Source organism: Halobaculum rubrum, assembly GCF_019880225.1.
Classification (GTDB): domain Archaea; phylum Halobacteriota; class Halobacteria; order Halobacteriales; family Haloferacaceae; genus Halobaculum; species Halobaculum rubrum.
The window spans coordinates 2,556,585-2,578,061 of sequence record NZ_CP082284.1 but is presented as its reverse complement, the minus strand read 5'-3'; the positions used below and the strand labels follow the sequence as shown (position 1 = coordinate 2,578,061).

Annotated in this window: 22 protein-coding genes; 12 read left to right on the top strand and 10 right to left on the bottom strand. The window is 68.8% G+C overall.

The annotated features are described in order from the left end of the window. Positions 1 to 423 precede the first annotated feature (423 nt). The 5 genes from K6T25_RS13215 to K6T25_RS13195 form a co-directional block, all read right to left on the bottom strand. Positions 424 to 2,649 (bottom strand): PAS domain S-box protein, encoded by a 2,226-nt coding sequence (locus K6T25_RS13215; protein WP_222914858.1) that lies wholly within the window; start codon positions 2,647 to 2,649, stop codon positions 424 to 426. A gap of 144 nt (positions 2,650 to 2,793) precedes the next feature. Next, complete coding sequence (locus tag K6T25_RS13210; protein WP_222914856.1) at positions 2,794 to 3,417, bottom strand: hypothetical protein; 624 nt, start codon at positions 3,415 to 3,417, stop codon at positions 2,794 to 2,796. A 48-nt stretch (positions 3,418 to 3,465) separates the two neighbouring features. After that, complete coding sequence (locus K6T25_RS13205) at positions 3,466 to 5,223, bottom strand: b(o/a)3-type cytochrome-c oxidase subunit 1 (RefSeq protein WP_222914854.1); 1,758 nt, start codon at positions 5,221 to 5,223, stop codon at positions 3,466 to 3,468. Continuing rightward, complete coding sequence (locus K6T25_RS13200; protein WP_222914852.1) at positions 5,223 to 5,759, bottom strand: cytochrome c oxidase subunit II; 537 nt, start codon at positions 5,757 to 5,759, stop codon at positions 5,223 to 5,225. The genes K6T25_RS13205 and K6T25_RS13200 overlap by 1 nt, the downstream gene beginning before the upstream one ends. A 4-nt stretch (positions 5,760 to 5,763) precedes the next feature. Then, positions 5,764 to 7,014 (bottom strand): halocyanin domain-containing protein, encoded by a 1,251-nt coding sequence (locus tag K6T25_RS13195; RefSeq protein ID WP_222914850.1) that lies wholly within the window; start codon positions 7,012 to 7,014, stop codon positions 5,764 to 5,766. Between the two features lie 106 nt (positions 7,015 to 7,120). On the opposite strand from K6T25_RS13195, the gene K6T25_RS13190 reads away from it, so the two are divergent. From K6T25_RS13190 to K6T25_RS13165, 6 genes are all read left to right on the top strand, one after another. After that, positions 7,121 to 7,315, top strand: a complete 195-nt coding sequence (locus tag K6T25_RS13190) for a DUF8131 family protein (protein WP_222914848.1) — start codon at positions 7,121 to 7,123, stop codon at positions 7,313 to 7,315. A gap of 9 nt (positions 7,316 to 7,324) precedes the next feature. After that, the gene (locus K6T25_RS13185; protein WP_222914845.1) at positions 7,325 to 8,098 is read left to right on the top strand and encodes a sulfite exporter TauE/SafE family protein; all 774 of its coding nucleotides are present in this window, start codon (positions 7,325 to 7,327) and stop codon (positions 8,096 to 8,098) included. After that, a complete protein-coding gene (locus K6T25_RS13180) occupies positions 8,095 to 10,767 on the top strand; it encodes a heavy metal translocating P-type ATPase (protein WP_222914843.1) in 2,673 nt (890 codons plus the stop codon). Before K6T25_RS13185 ends, K6T25_RS13180 begins: the two co-directional genes overlap by 4 nt. Further along, positions 10,764 to 11,444 (top strand): DUF7546 family protein, encoded by a 681-nt coding sequence (locus K6T25_RS13175; protein WP_222914841.1) that lies wholly within the window; start codon positions 10,764 to 10,766, stop codon positions 11,442 to 11,444. Before K6T25_RS13180 ends, K6T25_RS13175 begins: the two co-directional genes overlap by 4 nt. A gap of 34 nt (positions 11,445 to 11,478) precedes the next feature. Next, complete coding sequence (locus K6T25_RS13170; RefSeq protein ID WP_222914839.1) at positions 11,479 to 11,763, top strand: SDR family oxidoreductase; 285 nt, start codon at positions 11,479 to 11,481, stop codon at positions 11,761 to 11,763. Positions 11,764 to 11,840: 77 nt separating this feature from the next. Continuing rightward, entirely contained in the window at positions 11,841 to 12,278 is a 438-nt protein-coding gene (locus K6T25_RS13165) for a CBS domain-containing protein (RefSeq protein ID WP_222914837.1), read from the top strand. Between the two features lie 13 nt (positions 12,279 to 12,291). On the opposite strand, the gene gfo6 is transcribed toward K6T25_RS13165, so the two are convergent. Continuing rightward, positions 12,292 to 13,383: a D-xylose 1-dehydrogenase Gfo6 gene (gene gfo6 / locus K6T25_RS13160; RefSeq protein ID WP_222914835.1), complete on the bottom strand. Its 1,092-nt coding sequence runs from the start codon at positions 13,381 to 13,383 to the stop codon at positions 12,292 to 12,294. Positions 13,384 to 13,476: 93 nt separating this feature from the next. Then, positions 13,477 to 14,412, bottom strand: coding sequence for a DMT family transporter (locus K6T25_RS13155; protein ID WP_222914833.1), 936 nt, complete (start codon positions 14,410 to 14,412; stop codon positions 13,477 to 13,479). A gap of 91 nt (positions 14,413 to 14,503) precedes the next feature. Between K6T25_RS13155 and K6T25_RS13150 the strand changes: the two genes are divergently transcribed. Genes K6T25_RS13150 through K6T25_RS13140 form a run of 3 tightly spaced genes read left to right on the top strand, consistent with a single transcriptional unit; the run spans position 14,504 to position 16,274 of the window. After that, a complete protein-coding gene (locus K6T25_RS13150) occupies positions 14,504 to 15,532 on the top strand; it encodes an acetamidase/formamidase family protein (RefSeq protein WP_222914831.1) in 1,029 nt (342 codons plus the stop codon). After that, the gene (locus tag K6T25_RS13145; protein ID WP_222914829.1) at positions 15,529 to 15,759 is read left to right on the top strand and encodes a hypothetical protein; all 231 of its coding nucleotides are present in this window, start codon (positions 15,529 to 15,531) and stop codon (positions 15,757 to 15,759) included. The genes K6T25_RS13150 and K6T25_RS13145 overlap by 4 nt, the downstream gene beginning before the upstream one ends. 59 nt (positions 15,760 to 15,818) lie before the next feature. Then, the gene (locus K6T25_RS13140; RefSeq protein ID WP_222914827.1) at positions 15,819 to 16,274 is read left to right on the top strand and encodes a pyridoxamine 5'-phosphate oxidase family protein; all 456 of its coding nucleotides are present in this window, start codon (positions 15,819 to 15,821) and stop codon (positions 16,272 to 16,274) included. A 201-nt stretch (positions 16,275 to 16,475) separates the two neighbouring features. On the opposite strand, the gene K6T25_RS13135 is transcribed toward K6T25_RS13140, so the two are convergent. The 3 genes from K6T25_RS13135 to K6T25_RS13125 all read right to left on the bottom strand — a co-directional run bounded on the left by K6T25_RS13135 (position 16,476) and on the right by K6T25_RS13125 (position 18,389). Then, a complete protein-coding gene (locus tag K6T25_RS13135; RefSeq protein ID WP_222914825.1) occupies positions 16,476 to 17,186 on the bottom strand; it encodes a DUF2238 domain-containing protein in 711 nt (236 codons plus the stop codon). 2 nt (positions 17,187 to 17,188) lie between these two features. Beyond that, the gene (locus K6T25_RS13130) at positions 17,189 to 17,881 is read right to left on the bottom strand and encodes a metal-dependent hydrolase (protein ID WP_321170887.1); all 693 of its coding nucleotides are present in this window, start codon (positions 17,879 to 17,881) and stop codon (positions 17,189 to 17,191) included. Between the two features lie 85 nt (positions 17,882 to 17,966). Then, positions 17,967 to 18,389, bottom strand: a complete 423-nt coding sequence (locus K6T25_RS13125) for a CBS domain-containing protein (protein WP_222914823.1) — start codon at positions 18,387 to 18,389, stop codon at positions 17,967 to 17,969. A gap of 211 nt (positions 18,390 to 18,600) precedes the next feature. Here K6T25_RS13125 and K6T25_RS13120 point away from each other — a divergent pair, with 211 nt between their 5' ends. From K6T25_RS13120 to K6T25_RS13110, 3 genes are all read left to right on the top strand, one after another. Then, positions 18,601 to 19,431: an alpha/beta fold hydrolase gene (locus K6T25_RS13120; protein ID WP_225917748.1), complete on the top strand. Its 831-nt coding sequence runs from the start codon at positions 18,601 to 18,603 to the stop codon at positions 19,429 to 19,431. Positions 19,432 to 19,522: 91 nt separating this feature from the next. Beyond that, positions 19,523 to 20,176, top strand: coding sequence for a helix-turn-helix domain-containing protein (locus tag K6T25_RS13115; RefSeq protein WP_222914819.1), 654 nt, complete (start codon positions 19,523 to 19,525; stop codon positions 20,174 to 20,176). Between the two features lie 93 nt (positions 20,177 to 20,269). Then, positions 20,270 to 21,424 carry a cobalamin-independent methionine synthase II family protein gene (locus tag K6T25_RS13110; RefSeq protein ID WP_222914817.1) on the top strand — a complete coding sequence of 385 codons (1,155 nt, stop codon included), beginning with the start codon at positions 20,270 to 20,272 and terminating at the stop codon, positions 21,422 to 21,424. The last annotated feature ends 53 nt before the right edge of the window (positions 21,425 to 21,477 follow it).

Genomic DNA, 21,477 nt, shown 5'->3' with positions numbered 1-21,477 from the left:
CGGGCGGTCCCTCCGTGGGTCGTCACGGAGTCCTCTTCGCCGCGCCGTGTTCCAGGCGAGAGTCTCTTGTCGGTCTTCACCCGATCTCCTGTCGGTCTTCACCCGATCTCCTGTCGGTCGATCTGACGGTCCCGCCGGTTTCACACGCTTCGCCGTTCGGGACCGATCTCGATGTCCCTCACCCGTCGGAGACTCGGCGAATCGACGGGCTCCGGCCGGGATGGCTCGCACTGGCCGGTGCGATTCGACGGGGTACACCGTCGGTTGCGGTAGCCGGACACTCACACGTTCGGGGGGACGCGACGGACGACGGCGATCCGACCCGCCTCATCAACGGCGGGTTCCGTGGGTGACGGCTGTCCGAGTCGAACGGGACGGGTTCAGGTTCGGGTTCCACGATCCGATCGCCCCGGGCATACCAGATCACTCGGGCACGGTCGCCGACGGGAGCGTGACGTGCACGACCGTTCCGCCCGCCTCGCGGTCCTCGAAGTCGATCGACCCGCCCGATTGCGTGACGATCCAACTCGCAAGCCACAGTCCGATCCCGTCGGTGTGTGTCAACGAGTCCGGGACGTAATCACTGGACACGAGATCCCGTACCGATGCCGGGATCCCCGGCCCGCGGTCGGCGATGGAAATACGGACCGTGTCGGCGTCGTCGGTTGAACCGGGTGCGACGGCGGTGGCGGCCGAACTCTCGCTATCGACGACAGGTGCGGCCGTGATCTCGACGGAGGGGGACGGATCGTCGGCGTGCTCGACGGCGTTCTCGATGAACTCCTCGATAGCCTCCGGGAGCTGCGACGTCGCGTTCACCGCGAGATCGGTCGGGCAGTCGGTGGTGAACTCCGCGGTCGGATACCGCTCCGAGAGCTCGTCGACCAGCGATCTCACCATCGGTCGCACCTCGTGGCGATCGGTCTCGTCGTTCATCGAGAGGTGTTCGACGACCATCCGCTCTTTGTCGGCCAGCTCGAGGAGACCGCGTCCGGTCGACGCGATCGTCTCCGCCGAACCTGCGAGGTCGCCCTCGAGCCGTTGGCTGAGTTTCTCCGCGTGGCCGAGGACGATGTTCATGTCGTTTCTGAGGTTGTGTCGGAGGACGCGATCCAACACGGCGATCTGCTGGGAACGCTCGATACGGTCGGTGATATCCGTCTGAACGGCGACGAAGCCCGTCACCGTCCCGCGCTCGTCAGTGAGCGGTGCGATCGTCTGGTGGGCGCGATAGATGTGCCCGTCGCTGTCCTTGTCGATGACACGTTCCTCGAACGTCTCGCCGTCGAGGATCGTATTCCACAGGTGCTCGAAGTAGTCGTCGTCCATCCGACCGGAGTTGAGTATCCGCGGCGTCTCGCCGACCGCCTCGTCGTACCCGTACCCGGTAAGGTCCACGAAGCTTTGATTGACGTAGGTGATCGTCCCGTCGAGGTCGGTGATGTAGATGGCATGTCCGGAGTGCTCGACGGCGCGCTCGAACTCGCGGAGTTTGGACTCCACGTCCCGCCGCTCGGTCACGTCCGTCTGGAAGCCGACGTAGTGGGTCACCGTCCCCCCCGAGTCGGCGACGGGGGCGATCGTCAGCCGATTCCAGAAGGGTGTCCCATCGGCGCGGTAGTTGCGGATCGTCACCGTCGCCGACTCTTCGGCCTCGATGGCCGCCCGGAGCTTCGCGACCGTTTCGGGATCCGTCTCGTCACCCTGGAGGAAGCGACAGTTCCGACCGATCGACTCGGCCTCGCAGTACCCCGTGAGGTCCTCGAACGCGTCGTTCACGTACACGAGCGGTTCCTCGTCGCGACGCATGTCCGCGAGCGTCACGCCGAGGGGTGCGGCATCGATCGCCCGCCGAAGCAACTCGATCTGCTGCTCCTGTTCGCGGGTTTCGGTGATATCCTGGATCGCGCCGCGAACCGCGGTAACCTCGCCGTCACGCTCGACCGGTTCACCGATGGTCCGAACCCAGCACCGTTTCCCGTCGGGGGTGAAGATTCGAGCCACCGTCTCGTACGACTCGCCGGCATCGACGGCCCGCATCACCGACTCGCGGACCCTCTCGCGGTCGTCCGGGTGATAGAAGGACAGCGCCTGCTCGATGGTCGGATCGAAGTCGGGGGCGACGCCGTGGATCCGTTTGGTTCCCGCGGTCCACGTGAGCGTCTCGGACTCGATGTCGTACTCCCAACCGCCGGTGCGCGCCAACGCCTCCGTGTGCGCGAGGAGCCGGTTTGCCGCCTCCGAGGACGACCCCATCGCCGACGCGACGCCGTCCTCCTCAGTTTCGGGGTCGACTGTCTCGTCGCTCGGTTCCCGATCGTCGACGACGAGAAGTACCGAAACGCCCTCCGTAGCGGGGACTGCCCACGCCCACCCTCCCGGGCCGGTGACGCTGACTTCCCACTCGATCGACGTCGGTCGCCCCGTCTCCACAACGGACCGGAGGGCTTCCCGCGTTCTGGCCGGCGAACGCGACAGCCGAGCGAGGATGTCCTCGTCGTCGACCTGGGCCGGATCGAGTCCGAGAACCGCCGCCGCGCCTGCATCGAGATCACGGAACCGGATCGAGGCGTCGAAGTGAACCGTTCCATCGACGGGAACGTCGACGGCCTCGGTGGCCCGAACGTCGTCGGAGTTGGGCCCGCTCACCAGACGACCCCCGGATACGCCGGTATAGGAAAGCGGCTGAAATCTCTATAGAGGCGTGACATTATACACGGTACGGCCCCTACGCAGTTAAATATCGATGGTTCAGTCCCGTACGTGGGACGAACCGCTGCGGGGCTCGGCCGTTCAGCCACGGATGGGTGGCCGCTTCAGCGGGACCGATCGCGACGTCGACTCGTCGCCGTCTCGCAGCAACACGACGTCGACGGCGACGGGCATCGAGTCGGTCGGGAGTCCCCAGGCACCGGTCACTTCGCCGGCCCCGCCGGCCGGGATCGCTCCCGTCGTCGAGACGCTCTCGAGGGACGCCCCGTCGCGGAGGGTGACACCCGTGAGGCGGAGTTCGACGGAGTTCTCGGTCGTGTTCTCGACGGCCACGCGGAGCACGTAGGTCCGTGAGCTGGCCGACTCGCCTCTGACCTCCGAGACCTCGACAGTCTCGACCGTCGGTTCGTCCGGGAGGAGTTCGTCGCCGACGCCGACGGCGTCTTCGCCGGGCGTCGCCGTCGCCGTTTCGGTGCCGTCAGTCGCCGTTCCGCCGGTATCACCGTCGCCGCCGGGGAAGAGCGTGTTTTCGATCAGTCCCCCGAAGGTGAGCAGTTCGACGATCACGGGGACTGCGAACGCGAGCACGGCTATCCACCGGATCAGCCGGCGGCGGTCGAGATCCTCGTCGGAGCGCGACGAGTCGGCCGCGGCCGAGTCGGGCGGTGCGGTCACGTCGTCCGTGTCTGAGTCGTCGGGAGTCATCGAATCGGGAGACCCGCGTGAGAACCGCGCGGTTCGATCGCCGAGGCGCTACGCCGGCACCGGGACGCTCCCCGGACTGAGCACGCCGTCGGCGACCATGTCGAACAGCGGGAGGCCGTACGCGAGCGCGACGAGCACGATCGCGATGGCGGCCCACAGCTTCAGATTGTCGAGCACCCGGGGCGAGTCCGTCGCCCCCGACATCGGCTCGGGGAGGTACCCGTTCACCCGGAGCTGGCTGTTGGACTTCCCCATCGTCCACGTCGCCAGCATGACCGCGAGGAACATCGCGGCCCCGATGAACAGCAGCGTGCCGCCGATGGCGATCTGGATGCGCATCTCGCCCACGCTGCCCGCGACCGCCTGGAAGCTGAACTGGTCGTACTGCGGCTCGGCCGTCCGACGGGGGATGCCCGCGAGGCCGGCGCGGTGCATCGCGTTCGACATCAGCACCATCCCCACGAACCACACGTACGGCTGCAGCGAGGCGACCCCGTACAACTGGAGTCGCTTCCCGGTCACCTGTGGTACCAGCCAGTAGGAGACCGCCATCAGCGTGAGCGCGAACGCGGTCCCGACGGTGAGATGGAAGTGGCCGGGCACCCACAGCGTGTTGTGGATGAGGTAGTTGATGTTCATCCCGGCGTTGATCATGCCCGAGAAGCCGCCGGCGGCGAACATGATTCCCGAGAGGGCGATCCCGGCGAACGCCGGCTTCTCCCACGGCAGCGCCTTCAACCAGCCGAGATAGCCCGAGCCGCCGCGTTGGCGGGCGCCGTGCTCCATACTGGCGACGACCGTGAACAGCGTCAACAGCGACGGCAACAGCAGGAAGAACGTGTTCGTCATCGCGACGAACTTGTACCCCGAGGCGATCCCGGGGTCGGTGTACTGGTGGTGGAACCCGACCGGCGTCGAGAGGATGAGGAACAGCACGAACACCACACGAGCGAGCGGGTCGCTGAACAGGCGACCGCCCGACAGCTTGGGCAACACGGTGTACCAGATAACGTACGCCGGCAGCAGCCAGAAGTACACGACCGGGTGTCCGAAGTACCAGAACAGCGTCCGCGTGAGCAGCGGGTCGACCTGCTGAATGAGGCCGAGCGACCACGGGATGAGGAAGACGACGACCTCCACGGCCACCCCGAGCGTCGAGATGTACCACATCAGCATCGTCGTCATCACCATGAACGACTGCAGCGGGATGCGCGCGTCGGGGTTCTCCGACCGCCACTCGCGGTACTGCAGGAAGTAGCTCGCGCCGGCGAACCACGAGCCGACGATGAGCAGCGCCGCGCCCACGTAGAACAGCGGGTGCGCTTTCAGCGGCGCGTAGAACGTGAACAGCACGTCGGCGCTGGCCGGGATCCAGTCGAACAAGCCCGCGAGGATCGTCCCGGCGGCAAGCAGCGTGCCGACCGTCATCATCCCGAGCCACGTCGCCGTCAGCTTGGAACTCGTCGGTTCGATACCGAGGCTCCGCGTACTGGCCCATTGGAACAGGCCGGCGATGCCGAACGTTGTAAACACCAACGCCAGGAGGACGCCGTGGCCCGTCAGGAGCGTGTAGTAGTCGGACGAGGGAATGACCCGGAGGACGTTCGTCCGGTGGAGCGCCTGGATCAGTCCGAACAGCGCGCCGACGCCGAACGCGGCGAACGAGATGCCGAGACAGATACGCACGATCCGTGCGGCCTCGGGGTATCGATCGACGAACGCGCTACGGTGTCTGGTTCCGTCCTCGGTCTCGACGTAGTCGTCCTCGCTGAGCGTACTCGTGTCGTCCGGGTGTCCGGTCGCCATCAGTTGTCACCTCCCGCGGTCGTATCGAACTGCGACTGCGGCACGACGTGCAGCTGACCCGCCATCGTGTGGTGTCCGCTCCCGCAGTACTCGTGACAGACGATCCCGTACTCCCCGGTCTCGTCGAACATGACGTCGAACCGCGCGACTTGGCCGGGGATGACCATCGTGTTGACGTTCGTGCCAGCGAGGTTGAACCCGTGTGTTACGTCCGCTGAGGTGACGTGGAAGGTAACTTCCTCCCCTCTGGGCACCTCTATCGGTTGTGCGGTTCCGGGATTGAACAGGTACTGTCGAGCGACGATGTACACGTCGACGCCATCGCCGTCGCTCGACTCGTAGACGCCGGGCGAACGGAAGTTGTCCGTCTGCCCGAAGTCCCCGTCGGCCACGGTGGCGGCGTCTATCGTCCCGCCGTCGTCGCCGACCATCGCGACGCCGGGGCCGATCGCGCCGTAGACGATGGTCCCGATGAACGCGACGATCAGGACGAGCGATGCGCCGAACCAGAGTTTCTCGAATCGGTGTACGTGCATAGATTCACCCAGTAATGGTCGGACCGCCGAGGTACTCGACGAAATACATGAAGACCCACAGCGCCGAGATCAACACGAAGTACCCCACGACGAGCGCGGCCGTCCCGAGCGGGTTGTACTCCTCGCCGAGTTCGACCTCCGCCTCTTCCTCGACCGCTTCGACCGGTCTGTCTCGAACGTAGGCCTCCTCCGCGCTCGCGTGGTCTCGATAGGCGACCAACGCCTCGTTGCCGAGCACGCCGGCGACGGCCATCGCGATGGTGCCGCCGAACAGGAGCGCGAACCATCCGTTGAAATCGGTTGGAACGAACGGCGATCCGCCGGAACCCTCGGCCGATCCATCGCCGCTCTCGCCACCGCCGCCGCCACTACCGCCGCCGCCGCTGACGTCGCCGACGACGACCGCACCCTTCATGCCGAGCGCGCGGTGCGGCTGGCAGAAGTACTTCGAGACGCCCTCCTGTTCGAATGTGTGGCTGAACGTGTGGCCGGCCTCGGCGACCAACTCGGACTCGTAGCTGTACGGGTCGTTCTCGGCGATCACGTTGTGTGAGCCGCCCTGACCGTTCCATTCCCACGTGACAGTCGTTCCCGGGTCAACGCGGACGGACGCCGGACCGAAGCCGTAGGGTCCGTCGCCGTTCTCGACGCCGACCTCCACGGTGACCTCCGACTGGCCACGCTCGTCGACGGTGCTCGAGTAGTTCGAAACGTCGTCGAACCAGCCGTCGAAATCGGGCTCGGACACCGATCCGCCTCCGCCGCCGCTTCCACCACCGCCGCTTCCGCCGACGACGACCGCACCCTTCATGCCGAGCGCGCGGTGCGGCTGACAGAAGTACTTCGAGATTCCCTCCTCCTCGAAGGTGTGGCTGAACGTGTGACCGGCTTCGGCGACCAGCTCGGACTCGTAGCTATACGGGTCGTTCTCGGCGATCACGTTGTGTGAGCCGCCCTGGCCGTTCCATTCCCACACGACCGTCGTTCCCGGGTCCACGCGAACGGCTGCCGGGCCGAAGCCGTAGGGTCCGTCGCCGTTCTCGACGCCGACCTCCACGGTGACCTCCGACTGGCCCGTCCGGTCGACGACCCCGTCGTAGTTGGGGACGTCGTCGAACCACCCGTCGAAGTCGGGGCCCGACTGAGCCGCCGCGGGCGCTGCGCCGCCGAGCAGCGCCCCGCCGGCTGCCGCGGCGCCGGCGGCCAGTACCCGCCGGCGCGTCGGGCCGGCGAAACCATCTCGCTTCTGTACCATAACGAGCCGGTAAGGCTACCGGTCATTAATAAAGCCAACTACTTCCCAGCCGCTGGGAATCGGCTAGCCCGAATATATTTCCGATAGCGTACCGGCGTATACGGATATGACTCCACGAACGCTGGTCGCGATCTCGCTGATCGCGCTCGCTCCCGTCTGGGCGTACGCGATGCTCGTGCACGGCGGGCTGTACGTCGCGCTCGCGTCGTCCGTGTGCGTTCTCCTCGTCGCATGGACACTGTACACAGTTTTCGGTCCACACGAGGGCGCAGTCGAACGCGCGGACGCCGACCCTCGGTGAGACGATGAGATGACCGCTGTGCTCGGGGGCGCGGTCGAACTCGGGGCGTTCTTTCTCGTCGGCCTGTTGGGCGGCGCCCACTGCCTGGGGATGTGCGGGCCGCTCGTCACCTCGTACGCCGGAGACGCCGGCGGCGAGTCCGGACGGGTGACGTTGCACGACGTTCGCCAGCAGGGGCTGCTCACCCTCGGTCGCGTCGGGACGTACGCGCTCGTGGGCGCCGTTCTCGGCGCGCTCGGCGGCGCCGCGATCGCCGGCGGGAGCCTGTTCGCCGGTGCCGATCTGGTTCGCGGCGTCGCCGGCGTCGCCGCCGGACTCGTCGTCATCGTCGTCGGGATCGGCTACGTTCGCGGCCGACCGTTGGACCCCGGCCGGATTCCGATCCCCGGGGTCTCGACTGCCTTCGGACGGATCGCACGGGTAGCCGGCAGCCGTGCCGAGGAGTGGGCCGACGGTCCCAAGATCGCGATCCTCGGGTCTCTGCACGCGCTCCTTCCGTGCCCGCTGCTGTACCCCGCGTACCTCTATGCGTTCGCGCGAGGGTCGCCGACGGTGGGCGCGCTCGCGCTCGGCGCCCTCGGCGTCGGCACCGCCCCCGCGATGGTGGGGTACGCCACGGTTCTCAGCGCCGTCCCGCCGTCGGTTCGCGGCCGCGTCCACCGCGTGCTCGGGGGTGCGTTCCTACTGCTCGGGTTGCTCCCCCTGCTGCACGGTCTCGGATTGCTCGGTGTACCCGTTCCGATGGTCCACCTCCCGCACTACGCCGAGGTGCCGTCCCCGTGAGCGACGCCGCCGACGCTCGCAGCGACGCTAGCAGCGTCGGCAGCGACGACTCCGGGGAACCCGACGCTTGCACACTGTGCGGACTGTCACTCCCGAACCCGCCCGTAACTGACGCCGGTGTGGATGGCAGCTTCTGCTGCCGGGGCTGTCTCGAAGTCGCGCGGACGCTCGAGGACCCCGCCGGCGTGGACGCAGACGACGCCCGGGACGCGGTTCGCGGGACGGACGAGAGTGCGCCCGGGAGCGCCGACGCGACTGTCCCGGACGACGCCGAGACGGCGTATCTCCGGGTCGACGGCATGCACTGCGCGAGTTGCGAGGCGTTCCTCGAGGGACGTGCCGGCGGCGTGGACGGCGTCGCAGCCGCGGACGCGAACTTCCCGGCGGACGCGATGCGGGTCCACTACGACTCCGAGCGCACCGACCCGGGCGCCGTCGCCGACGCCGTCGCGGGCGTGGGCTACACGGCGGCACCCACCACCGACGCGGACGGCGTCGGCGACGACGACGAAACGATCGGGCGGTTACTCGTCGGCGGGTTCTTCGGCATGATGGCGATGCTGTGGTACGTCCTCTTCCTGTATCCGACGTACTTCGGGCTGCCGACGGAGGCGCTGTTGTTCGGTCTCCGCGGCCGCGCCGGGAGCTTCCTCCTCGCGAACGTCTGGGTATCGGCGACGATCGTGCTCGGATACACCGGCGCGCCGCTGCTGCGCGGCGCGTACGTCGCGGTCCGTACCCGTCAACCGAACATGGACCTCCTCGTCGCGCTCGCCGCGACGACCGCCTACCTCTACAGCACGCTCGCGATCCTGCTCGGGCGCGTCGAGGTGTACTTCGACGTGACGGTCGTCGTGATCATGGCGGTTACCGTCGGCACGTACTACGAGGAGCGCGTCAAGCGCCGCGCCGTCGGGACACTGACCGACCTCACGCGCGACCGCGTCGCCGAGGCACGCCTCGCCACCGCCGACGGCACGGAGACCGTGCCGGTCGAGGCGGTCGAGGGCGGCGACCGGATAGTCGTGCGATCCGGCGAGCGGGTCCCCGTCGACGGGACGATCCGCGAGGGAACCGCCGCCGTCGACGAGTCGCTCGTCACCGGCGAGTCGCTTCCCGTCCGCCGGGGACCGGGCGCGACCGTCCGTGGCGGGACCGTCGTCTCCGACGGCCGGTTCGTCGTCGAGGCGGACGACGGCACGGAGCGCACGCTCGATCGCGTGGTCTCGCTGCTGTGGGACGTCCGCGGCGAGGGCGCGCCACAGCAGTTGGCCGACGCGCTGGCGACGATCTTCGTCCCGGTGGTCCTCGTCCTCGGGACGCTCGCGTTCCTCGTCCACTTGGCGCTCGGCGCGCCGCCGACGGAGGCGCTGCTCACCGGCCTCGCGGTGCTCGTGGTCTCGTGTCCGTGTGCGCTGGGACTGGCGACGCCGCTGGCGATCGCAGCCGGGACGCGCTCGCTGCTCGCGGACGGAGTCGTGTTGACCGACGGGAGCGCGGTCGAGACCGCCGACGAGGTGGACGTGGTCGCGCTCGACAAGACGGGGACCCTGACGACCGGCGAGATGGCGCTTCGGGAGGCGATCCCCGCCGACGGGACGGACCGCGCCGAACTGCTCGGCCGCGCCGCGGCCGTCGAGGCGCGCTCCGATCATCCCGTCGCCGCCGCGGTCGTCGATGCGGCGGCCGAGTCGGACGCGTCCGGTGGACGGGACGGCGAGAGCGTGTTCGGCCCGGATTCGACCGTCGAGGGCTTCGAGACGCACCCGGGTCGCGGCGTCTCCGGTCACGTCGACGGCGGCCCGCGTGTCACCGTCGGCGGCGAGTCCCTCTTCGACGAGGACGACATCCACGTGCCGAGCGAACTGCGGGACCGATACGACGCCGCGGAGGCCGGCGGTCACCTCGCCGCCTACGTCGGCTGGGACGACGCCGTCCGCGGCGTGCTCGTCGCGGTCGACGACCCGCGTCCGGGGTGGCGTGCGGCCGTCGCGGCGCTCAGCGATGACCGACGTGTCGTCGTGCTCACCGGCGACGAGGGGCCGGCCGCCGACCGCCTCCGCGACGCCGACGGCGTCGACGAGGTGTACGCCGGGCTCCCGCCGGAAGCCAAGACGGAGACGGTTCGTCGACTCCGCGAATCGGGGACGGTCGCGATGGTCGGCGACGGGAGCAACGACGCGCCCGCGCTGGCGGCCGCGGACCTCGGCATCGCGGTCGCGTCGGGGACGGAGTTGGCGGCCGACGCGGCCGACGCGGTGCTCGTGGGCCGCGATCTCCGGTCGGTCGACCGCGCGTTCGACACCCTCGCGGCGACGCGGCGGCGCGTCCGCGAGAACCTCGTGTGGGCGTTCCTCTACAACGCCATCGCCGTCCCCGCGGCGGTGCTCGGCGTCGTGACGCCGCTGTTGGCGGCGGTGGCCATGGCCGCCTCCAGCCTCCTCGTCGTCGGCAACTCCGCGCGCTCGCTCGGTCCGGACCCGGACACCGACGAGGAGTCGATCGACGGTGGCGGTGACGGTAGCGGGGAGACGTCGTCGGTGACGCCGGATCCGAACTCCGCCGATACGCGCGACGGGCGCCGGCCGACTGTCGCGGACGGCGGGCCGACCGGACCTCCCGGCGCTACCGTGAACGGTGAGGAAAACGAGGAGGACGAGCCAACATGAACCCCCTCGTCACGCGGTTTTCGGTCGACTCGCCGACCGAGTACGGCAGAACCGCGGTGCTCGCGCTCGGGGCGCAGTCCGCGCTCGCGCTGGCGTACCTCGCGGCGACCGACGCCGGGCTCGCGGCGCCGCGGACGCTCGCGATCCCGCTCGTCTGGATCACCGCCGCGGCTGTCGGCGTTCGTCACGCCGGCCGTCCGGAATCGGGTCGCGGTGTCCTCGCACTCGCCGGCCTCGTGGGCGCCGCCTACGCTATCATCCTCGGATGGGTCACCGGTGCAGTCGGGCTCTCGTCCGGCGTAGCGACCGGGCTCGACGTGGTGCTGCTCCCGCCGTGGTGGGGGCCGATGGTGCGCTACGACGGCCCGCTCGTCTCGCTGTTCCTGTTCCCTTACCGAGTCATCGGCTACGGGGCGCTGGCGTATCTCGTCTCGTTGGCCGTCCGTGACGTCGCCGAATACGGGTCCTCCGCCGGCGTCGCCGGCCTGATCGCGCTCGGGTCGTGCGCCAGTTGCGCGCTGCCCCTCGTCGCAGCCGTCGGGAGCACGCTCGGGGGCGTCGGGCTCGGTTTCGGGACGACACCGGCCGCCGCCGGCGGCACGTACCTCCTCGCCACGGTCGCGTACGTCCTCTCGGTCGCGGTGCTGACCGTTCGGCCGAGGGTCGGCGGATCGTAGTCAGCTGTCCATCGGTGGCGCCACGCAGCAGGCGTTGGGAGTCACCGACGGCGTCGTCGGGCTCACGCGCGTCGCCACCGCGGAGTACGGGCCCGCGGGCGTCCGGGTGAACGCGGTCTGTCCGGGTGTCATCGACACCGAGGTGATCGACCGCGCGAGCGAGGAGATGGGCGAGGAAGGGATCGGCCAGATCGTGCAGGCGAAGCCACTGCGACGGATGTGGCGCTCCGAGGAAGTCGCCAGCGCGGCCGTCTGGCTGTGCTCGGGGGGCCGCGGTTCGTCACGGGTCATCCATTCGTCGTCGACGGGGGGAACATAGCGTGAACGCGGTCGGAGGGGGCCGGACACGGATACCGCGAGCGACACACCTGAATGTCTCCGTCTCGACGCCACAGTATGCTCGTTCGAGACCTCATGACACGGGAGGTCGTCACGTGCGACGCCGGCGTGACCGTACGAGACGCCGCCGAGCGGATGCTCGACACCGAGATCGGGAGCGTGCTGATCACCAAGGACGGAACGCCGCTGGCGATCCTCACGGAGACGGATATCGTCCGTGTCGGCGTGGTCACCGGGCGAGCGCTCGACGACATCCCGGTCGACAAAGCCGCGAGCCACCCGTTGGAAACGATCGCCCCCGACGCGACGATCAGGTCGGCGGTCAAACGGATGAACGACGGCGAGATCAAGAAGCTCCCCGTGGTCGAGGACGCCGAACTCGAGGGGATCGTGACCCACGGCGACATCGTCGCCCACTACAGCGATTTCGTGCGGGAGGCACACCGACTCGACGCGAGCGCGAGCGAGTGGGAGTCGGACCGGGACCGACGGTGACCGCTCGCGACGGTCACTCGTCGAGTTCGATCCGGGTGCCGACCGCTGCTGACTCGTAGAGCGCCTCCACCGTCCGAGAATCCACCAGCGCGTGTCGACCGTCCGGGTGGAACCGAGTGTCCGTCAGCACGTGGTGGCCGAAGTAGGCGAACTCCGCTTCCAGTTGGTGAACCGGGTCGACCTCGACGTCCATCCGGAGGTCGCCGCGCTCGACCGCCAGTTCGCGCTCCTCGCGCTCGTAGAACGCGGGATCGAGGACCACTCGTCCCTCCGTGCCGGTGATCTCGAGTCGACTGGCGTGGGCCGCGTTCTGGCTGACGGTGCACATCGCCGTGACGTCGTCGGGGAACTCCAGCCGGAAGTCCGCGTGCTCGTCGACGCCCGCGAACGCCTCGTGCTCCGTGCGGGTGTGGCCGGAGACGGCGACCGGGTCGGCGTCGAGGACGAACCGCGTCGTGTTGAGCGGGTAGATCCCGATGTCCATCAGCGCGCACCCGCCCGAGAGATCCGGATCGAGGCGCCACTGGTCGGGGTCGCCGGTGAGCTCGCCGAGCATCGTCTGCGACATCGTCGCGTGCACGTGGACCGGGTCGCCGATGTAACCCGCATCGACGAGATCCCTCAGTCGCCGGACAACGGGGTCCGTCTGCATCCGGTAGCCGACCATCAGCGGGACGCCCGCGTCCTCACAGACCTCGACGAGCCGCTCGGCGCGGTCGGCGGACGCCTCCATCGGCTTCTCGCACAGCACCGCCTTCCCCTGTTCGGCCGCGGCCCTCACGTACTCCAAGTGTGTCGCGTTCGGCGTCGCGACGTACACCGCGTCGTACTGGTCCGCGACCTCACCGGCGCGGAACGCCTCCGGCGTAACACCGGTCAGGTCGTGTGCGGACGCGACAGCGTCGACGGCGTCGGCGTCGACGTCGGTGACGACGGTCGCCTCGGTGAACGCCGAGCGCTCGATGCCGGGGAGCGCCCACTCCTTCGTGAACCACCCGGCGCCGACGAGCGCCAGACGAACCGGGTCCTCGACCGCGCCGGGGTCGAGCGTCTGCCAGTCGCGCCGGGTGAAGTCGTCGACGTACTCGGCGAGTCGTGTATCCATTGTATCTGGAGGTCTCCGTCGGCATCAATAACTCCGCGGGAGGCGGCGACGGGATCGGTACCGATCAGTCTCCGGGCCTCGGTTCGCTGTCGATCAGTCGGCGGTCCCCCCGTCCGTCTCGGTCAGCGCGGCGATCTCCGCGCGGATCGCGCGACGCTTGAGCAGGACGAACCCGGCGAAGATGAGGACGAACCCGCCGCCCGTCGCAGCCGTCGGCACTTCCGTTAAGAACATCCACCCCGACAGCGCCGCGAAGACCGGCGCGACGTAGCTCACGAGGTTGATCTCGATCGGACCGAGGCGCTCCAGCAGTTCGAAGTAGACGAGGAAGCCGACCGCGCTGGCGGCCAGCGAGAGGTACGCGAGCGCGGCGATCGCCTCCCCGGTGAGGACGACGCTCCCGACCGACTCGCCCATCCCGAGCGAGACGCAGTGCATGATCACCGCGCCGCCGAGCATGGCCCACGCCTCCATGGTCGCGATCGGGAGATCGGAGTCGACGCGGCGCGAGAGGACGCTGCCGAGCGCGAACGCCGCAGCCGCGCCGAAGATGAGCAGCTTCGCGACCGTACTACCGGCGAGGAGGTTCGAGGGGTCGAGTTCCGAGAGCACCGCGACGCCGACCAGCCCGAGGACCATGCCGACGACCCCCAGCGCCGTCAGCCGCTCGCTCGGGAGGAACGCTCGGGCGAACCCGGTGGTGAGAACCGGACTCAAGCTCACGACGACCGCGGCGGCCGCGCTCGTCACGGTCGGGTCCGTCTGCCCGACGAACAACAGCGCGTGGTACGCCGCGATGAGCAGCACCGCGCCGATGGCGACGTCGGTCCACTGTGCCCGTCCGCGAGGCACGGGGTCGTCCGTCGTGTACACCGCGTACGCGAGCATCACGACGCCCGCGATGTCGTAGCGGACCGCCGCGAACAGCACCGGGGGAAAGAACTCCAGGCCGGCCTTGATCGCCATGAACGCCGAGCCCCACACTGCCGCGAGGAAGACGAACAGTCCGAACGTCCGATACCGTGTCACACCCGGAGTCTGCCGGCGGCGAGTCTGAAGGTTTCGACTCGAATCCGTCCGGGCTGCATGACTTATACTGTCGGGAACGTCACGGTCCCACATGACACAGCGCCGCTTCGCCGTCCCCGACGCCCCGGGTCCCGACTACGAACTGTCCGCCGACGACGCCGTCCACTACCGCTGGGACGCCTCGATCGAGCCCGCACTCACCGTCGAGCCGGGGAGCGTCGTCCGCTTCGACTGTCGCGACGCCTACGACGGCCAGCTCGACCCGCCCGCGAGCGTCGAGAAACTGCTCGCCGTCGACACCGAGGGACACGCCCTCACGGGACCGGTCGCCGTCGCGGGCGCCGAGCCGGGGGACACCCTCGCCGTCGACCTCCTCGCGTTCGAGCACCGCGGCCGGGGCGTCACCGCGATCCCGCCGGGGGAACGGGAGGGCGGCCTGCTCCCCGAGGAGTTCCGCGACCCGCACGTCCGCGAGTGGGATCTGGACGCCCGGCGGAACGGGACGCCGGTCGCGACGTTCGCCGCCGACGACGCCCCGGAGGTGGCGGTGCCGCTGGCGCCGTTCCCCGGGAACCTCGGCGTCGCCCCCGGAGACGACGGCCCTCACTCGACCATGCCGCCGCGGCGCGTCGGCGGGAACATGGACGTGAAGCACTTGACGGCCGGATCCAGGCTGTACCTCCCGGTCGAGGCGGCGGGTGCGCTGTTTTCGATCGGCGACTGCCACGCCGCGCAGGGCGACGGCGAGGTGTGTCTCACGGGCATCGAGGCCCCTATGGCCGTGACCGCTCGGTTCGATCTCGTCGACGACTACCCCGTCGCCGGACCGCAGTTCGAGACGGACGGCCCGTTCACGCCCGGCGGGCGCGACGAGCGGATGTACGCGACGACCGGCATCGCGCCGGACCTCATGGACGCGACGAAGTCGGCGGTCAGCGACATGATCGCACACCTCAACGAACACCGGGGGTTCTCCCGGCCGGACGCGTACGTGCTGTGCTCGGCCGCGGTCGACCTGAAGATCAACGAGGTCGTCGACGCGCCGAACTGGACCGTCTCGGCGTATCTCCCGGAGTCGGTGCTGGCCCCCGCTGCCGACGGCTCGGAGGCCGGATCGTGACCGAGCCTCGGTTCGCGTTCCAGCTGTACAGCCTCCGCGAGGTCGATGACCCGATCGAGACCGTGATCGGTCGCGTCGGCGACGCCGAAATCCCCGGGGTCGAGTTCGCGGACGCCGCCCGTGCACACGGCGTCGACTGGGTCGTTCACGAGGCCGAGGGGGACGCGGACTCGTCCGCGACGCTCGAGGCCGCCGCCACGGTCGGCAGGAACCGCTTCGGAGGCTGAGCTACCGGCCGGTCGAACTGCCGGCCCGTTTTTTCACGATCGGTGACGTACTGCCCAGTATGAGCGCCCCAGAAGCGGTGACGATGGACGACGCCGAGCGCGACGAGTTCCTCGGAACCGGCGGGGTCGGGGTCATGTCGCTGGCCTCCGAGAACGGCGCCGACGAGCCGCCCCACAGCGTTCCCGTCTCGTACGGCTACGACGGACGCGAGGAGACGTTCTACTTCCGACTGGCCGTCGGCGCCGACAGCGAGAAACCGCCCCTGACCGATCGGCCTGTCACGTTCGTCACGCACGACACCGTCGACGACCGGTGGCACAGCGTCGTCGCGTCCGGCCGACTCGAATCGACCTCCGACAGCGACGTCGCGACGGAGTCGTTGGCGGGACTCGATCGGGTGGGGATCCCCCTCGTCGACATCTTCGGCCGGTCCACCGCGGACGTGCAGTTCGAGTTCTACCGGCTCGACCCCGACAGCCTCACCGGACGAAAGGAGTCGACCCCGGAGGTGTGAGCGACTCGGACGAACCCGGCGCAACGGCGCCATCGCTCCGGCGAGACCCGGTCCGTTCCGGATCGTCGAGACCTTCACAGGGCCCGGCGTCGCGGAGTCGGTGACCCGGTCCCGCAGTTCTCGGGGTACTCACCTCCGCGGGGCTGTTCGTGTTCTACGGGCAGTACAAGGCGAGTGCCTCGGAGCTCGACCCGAGGCGGTTCACCTCGACTCGCCGGTGTCGCGCGCGAGCAGCACTCCCGCCGTCAGCAACACCGACCCGCCGGCGACACCCCACCCGGCCCACAGCAGCGCGGTTCGCGTCGCTGACGGCGACACGGACGCGATCGAGACGAACAGTCGAACGTCCATGGCGACGACGATGAGCGCGCCGACGACGTCGAACACGAGATCGAGAGCCGTGTCGCGCCAGCCGTAATGGACCAACACCGGTTCGACATCGAGCCACTCGGCGACGTCCCGCGCGAGGAGCTCTCCGAGCTCCCAGAACACGCCGATCGCGAACACGAAGCCGATCGTCGCGCCGGCGACCCCAGTTGGCTGGAGAGCAAGTCCAGTGGACGAGCGGGAGGCGACGACGAACCCGCTGTACACCACTGAGGCAAGCAGCGCGGCCGAGACGGTGTGGGTGAGGTGGTCCCACCACCAGACGGTCTCGTACCGGCCGAGCATCCCGACGACGTGGATGAATCCGGCCAGTGCAAGCCACAGCGACAGTTCCGAAGTAGCGTACACTGCGTTCCCGACCGTCGCCGGCGCGGCTATGGACAGCCCGGCGGGCAGGAGCGCGACCGCCAGCGCGAACACGGCGTTGACCGCGGCGGCCACGTCCGCCCGGCGGACGGCGACCAGTCCCAGAAGGACGATTCCAGCCTGCAGAACTGTCGCGGCGACGTGGGCCGCGTCGTGCATAGTTATCGCCCGTCTCGCGAGTCACGACCGGGGCCGCTCCCCCCGTGCTCGTCGCGGCCGACATCCGAGCCGGCCGCTGAACCTGCCGTTGTCGACGCCCGATAGCGCGCGGGAAGCGACGAGACGACGGCCGTCGGGAGCGCGGGCACGATCACCTCGACGACGCTCGGGAGGACGCGCCGGACGACCGTGTAGGCGCCCGCGATCGCGAGCGCGCCAGCGACGGCGATCCGCAACTCACCGTCGACGACACCCCACAGGCCGGCGGCCAGCGTCGCCGACAGCAGGAGGTCCTCGGGTGCGCCGTCGTATCGGATCCAGCGGCGCGGGGCGATCCAGCGGCCGTTGAAGTGGTCGTAGACGGCGCGGTCGGCGGTCGCTTGCCACGGGCGAAGCTCGAGCCCGCCGCCGAACACGTCGGCGACGCTGTGGGCGGCGGCGCCGAGAAGAACGGCGGCGACCGCGACGCTCGCGGTCGTACCGAGAACGAAGGCTGACGGGACGGCGACGGCTGTCGCCGCGGAGTAGTACACCGGGAAGTGGAGGGTCCGACGGTGCCCCACGTACAGGTCCATGTCGGGGAGGACGCCGCCCAGCAGCCCCGCGGCGAGCACGACGACGGCCGCCTCGGGCGCGACGGTCGCCAGCGGAACCGCGAGGGCCGCGCCGGCGAGCGCGTGGGTGGGGAGCATCATGTACCTGACCCCACGAGTCCCGCACGGTTGAGCGTACCGTGAGGCTCGCCGACAGATTGCACCCGTCGACGACACGTCGCCGGGTTCAGTACGGCGGGATCGCCGACTGAACGGCTCTCGAGAGGTCGTGCTGTTCGTCGGCGAGCATCACGTGGAGGTCGTCGAGGGTGACGATGCCGGCGAGCGTACCGTCGTCGTCGACGACGGGCAGCCGCCGCACGCGGGCGTCTGCGAACTCGTCACACAGTTCGAACACCCCGATGTCGGACGGAACTGTGGTCAGTTCCTCGCTCATGACGTCGGCCGCGGTTCGGGCTTCCGGGTCACCGCTCTCGGCGACGACGCCGATCGCGAGATCCCGGTCGGTGACGATCCCGGTCGGCCGTCCGTCCTCCGAGACGACGACGCTGCCGACCTGCTCGTCGCGCATCCGCGCGGCAAGCTCGCTGGCGTGCGTGTCCGCTCGGGCGGTGACGACGTCGGTCCGCATCAGGTCTGACACAGTCATCGTGTCCACGTGGCGGGTCGTCCCGGGAGGGGTTATATTATCCAATCGATTTCAGCAGAGTGGCGATCGTGAGCAACGACCGGCAGCTCAGTATATAAATCGACGGACTAGTCCGGCACCACTACCACGGAACAGCCATGACAACCACCGACCGATGACGACGTCTGCTCCGTCGACCGACGAGAGAGACCGGGACCGCTGTGAGACCAGCGTGGTTCGTATCGACGGAGAACGCGAGATCGCCTACGCGGAGTACGGTCGATCGAACGGAACCCCTCTCGTCTTCTTCCATGGAACGCCGGGGTCCCGTCGCTTCGGAGCGCTGCTCGCTCGTGGCGCCAGGAGACACGACGTCCGGGTACTCGCTCCCGAGCGACCGGGCTACGGTCGTTCGTCGCCGTGGCCGAACCGATCGATCGCCGACGCCGCCGAGTTCGTCACGCCGGTACTCGACGACGCGGGCGTGGACACCGCGCGGCTCGTCGCGTTCTCCGGTGGTGGCCCGTACGCTCTTTCGACGGCGGTAGCACGCCCCGAGCGGGTCGACCACGTGGACGTGATCGCCGGGGCGACTCCGCCGACGGTCGGCGGAGACACACCCGCAGTACAGCGACTGCTAACCACCATGGCGACACGAGCACCGAGCGTGCTCGGCGGGCTCTTCCGTGGACAGGCGTGGTGTGCGGAGCGGCTGGACCCCTCGTTCGTCGTCGGACAATACACCGCATCGGGCGGTGACGACCCGGTCCCGGATCGCGTGGCCGAGACCGTGAAGGCGGACTTCGTCGAGGCGTTCGCGCACCACCGGTGCGGTGCAGTCACCGAGTTCCGTTCCACGTCGACGGACTGGGGGGTGGACCTCGGTGCGATCGAAGCGGACGTGGACCTGTGGTACGGAACGGCCGACACGAACGTCCCGTTCGCCGCCGCTCGTGGACTCGAACGGACGATTCCGACGGCCGAGATGCACGCTCTCGATGGGGCGGATCACCTCCGGACGCTCGTTCGGAGCGTTCCCGATGTGGTGGCGGCGGACCGTTGACAGCGTCGAAGCCTCCAAACGCTCGCCCGGCGAGGGGACCGCTCAGGAGCGATCGTTGATACGTCGGGCCGTAGACTACGGGTCGTGTGGAATGAATCGGATCCAGTTCTCGATCACCTACCCCGATCGGCTCGTCCATCCGCTCCATCGACGGATCATCGAGGGAACGGCGATCACGCGGGCCGAGTTGCTCATGTGGAGTCCGACCGCCGATGCGACGACGTTGTTCTGGTGTGACGGTAAACCGGACGCGACAGCGACGGCTGTCAGTGAGATCGACTCGCTCCTCGGGTCACACTTCGTCGACGGCGAGGACGGCACGTACGCCTTTCTCCGCCAGGGCGAGTACGAGTTCTCGACGGCGCTGCTCGAGACGATCGCCGACGCGCGGGTGGTGTTTCTCCCGCCGGTCGTGTTTTTCGACACCGGTCGCGTTCGCTTCGAAGCCGTGGGACAGCGCTCGGCTCTCAGCACGTTCCACGATCGACTCTCCGAACTCGGAGAGTTGACGATCGAACGCGTGCACGGGTTCGAACGAACGCGTCCGCTCGCTCGGCTCACCGACCGACAGCGTGCGGCGCTCGACGCCGCCGTTTCGAAGGGGTACTACGAGGTCCCGCGGGAGGGAACGATCGCCGACGTCGCGGCGGTGCTCGACTGTTCGACGAGCACCGCTGGCGAACTCGTTCGAAAGGCCGAGGCATCGGTGATCCGCGGGTACGTCGGAACGACCGGTGAGCGGTGACTGACGATTCGAGGCGGAGCACGGGACCCCACGGGGAATTGTGAATACCTTGAGTTATAATATGATACAAATATATTATCGATTTACGTACTCATGACAGCAAACGACGAACGGATCCGGACGACACACATCGGAAGCCTCCCGCGACCGCCCGAGCTACTCGATCTGCTCACGGACCGACAGAGCGGGAAAGAGACCGACGCCGACGAGTGGGACGGGACCGTCGCGGACGCCACGCGCGACGTAATCGAGCGACAGGCCGAGGTCGGTATCGACGTAGCCAACAACGGGGAACAGTCCCGCGTCTCGTTCAACTGGTACGTCGCAGACCGACTCAGCGGGATCGAGGGCAAACGGGAGCAGGAGCTGTGGGCCGACCTCCAGGAGTTCCCCGACTACGCCGAGGAGACGTTCAGGACGGACGTCATCGACCTCTCGATGCACCCCGTCGTCGCCGGTCCCGTCGAGTACACCGGCCGCGAGGAGGCCGAGGCCGAGATCGTGGGGTTCCGCGAGGCGATCGAGGCCGTCGACGCCGACTTCGACGACACGTTCATGACCGCCGCGTCGCCGAGCGTCGTCACCGCCACGCACGTCAACGAGCACTACGACTCCTACGACGAGTACCTCTTCGCCGTCGCCGACGCGATGGCGGAGGAGTACGAACTCGTCGCCGACGCCGGCCTGACGCTGCAGATCGACGCCCCCGAACTGCTCACGATCGGACACACCGCCGCCTATGCCGACGCCCCGTTGGAGGAGATCAAGGAAGCGACCAGTCTGCACGTGCAGGCGCTCAACGAGGCGCTGTCGAACGTTCCGGCCGAGCAGGTCCGTCTGCACACCTGCTGGGGGAGCTACGAGGGACCTCACCACCTCGACACGGACCTCGTCGAGATGCTCCCGGAGATCTACGAGGCGGACATCAGCGGGCTCAGCGTCGAACAGGCGAACCCCCGCCACCAGCACGAGTACCGCGCGTTCGCCGAGCAGCCCGTTCCCGACGACTGGACCCTGATACCGGGTGTCGTCGACGTGAAGACGAACGTCATCGACCATCCGGAAACCATCGCCGACCGGCTGGAGCGCGTCGCCGACGCGGTCGACGCCTCGACGCCGCTTGCGGCCGCACCCGACTGCGGCTTCGGCACGCAGGCTGGGCTCGGAATGGTTGATCCCGAGATCGCGTGGGCGAAGCTGGCGGCGCTCGACGAGGGCGCCGCGATCGCGACCGAGCGCCTGTCCTGACCCGCTCTCGCGTGCAAGTCGGGCGCCAGCCGGCGATAGCTGTAAGTCACCTC

Coding starts and splice junctions, on each gene's coding strand:
- K6T25_RS13210 (WP_222914856.1), bottom strand. CDS start 3,417: ATGACTCCCGACGACTCAGACACGGACGACGTGACCGCACCGCCCGAC.
- K6T25_RS13205 (WP_222914854.1), bottom strand. CDS start 5,223: ATGGCGACCGGACACCCGGACGACACGAGTACGCTCAGCGAGGACGAC.
- K6T25_RS13200 (WP_222914852.1), bottom strand. CDS start 5,759: ATGCACGTACACCGATTCGAGAAACTCTGGTTCGGCGCATCGCTCGTC.
- K6T25_RS13195 (WP_222914850.1), bottom strand. CDS start 7,014: ATGGTACAGAAGCGAGATGGTTTCGCCGGCCCGACGCGCCGGCGGGTA.
- K6T25_RS13190 (WP_222914848.1), top strand. CDS start 7,121: ATGACTCCACGAACGCTGGTCGCGATCTCGCTGATCGCGCTCGCTCCC.
- K6T25_RS13185 (WP_222914845.1), top strand. CDS start 7,325: ATGACCGCTGTGCTCGGGGGCGCGGTCGAACTCGGGGCGTTCTTTCTC.
- K6T25_RS13175 (WP_222914841.1), top strand. CDS start 10,764: ATGAACCCCCTCGTCACGCGGTTTTCGGTCGACTCGCCGACCGAGTAC.
- K6T25_RS13165 (WP_222914837.1), top strand. CDS start 11,841: ATGCTCGTTCGAGACCTCATGACACGGGAGGTCGTCACGTGCGACGCC.
- gfo6 (WP_222914835.1), bottom strand. CDS start 13,383: ATGGATACACGACTCGCCGAGTACGTCGACGACTTCACCCGGCGCGAC.
- K6T25_RS13150 (WP_222914831.1), top strand. CDS start 14,504: ATGACACAGCGCCGCTTCGCCGTCCCCGACGCCCCGGGTCCCGACTAC.
- K6T25_RS13140 (WP_222914827.1), top strand. CDS start 15,819: ATGAGCGCCCCAGAAGCGGTGACGATGGACGACGCCGAGCGCGACGAG.
- K6T25_RS13135 (WP_222914825.1), bottom strand. CDS start 17,186: ATGCACGACGCGGCCCACGTCGCCGCGACAGTTCTGCAGGCTGGAATC.
- K6T25_RS13130 (WP_321170887.1), bottom strand. CDS start 17,881: ATGATGCTCCCCACCCACGCGCTCGCCGGCGCGGCCCTCGCGGTTCCG.
- K6T25_RS13125 (WP_222914823.1), bottom strand. CDS start 18,389: ATGACTGTGTCAGACCTGATGCGGACCGACGTCGTCACCGCCCGAGCG.
- K6T25_RS13115 (WP_222914819.1), top strand. CDS start 19,523: ATGAATCGGATCCAGTTCTCGATCACCTACCCCGATCGGCTCGTCCAT.
- K6T25_RS13110 (WP_222914817.1), top strand. CDS start 20,270: ATGACAGCAAACGACGAACGGATCCGGACGACACACATCGGAAGCCTC.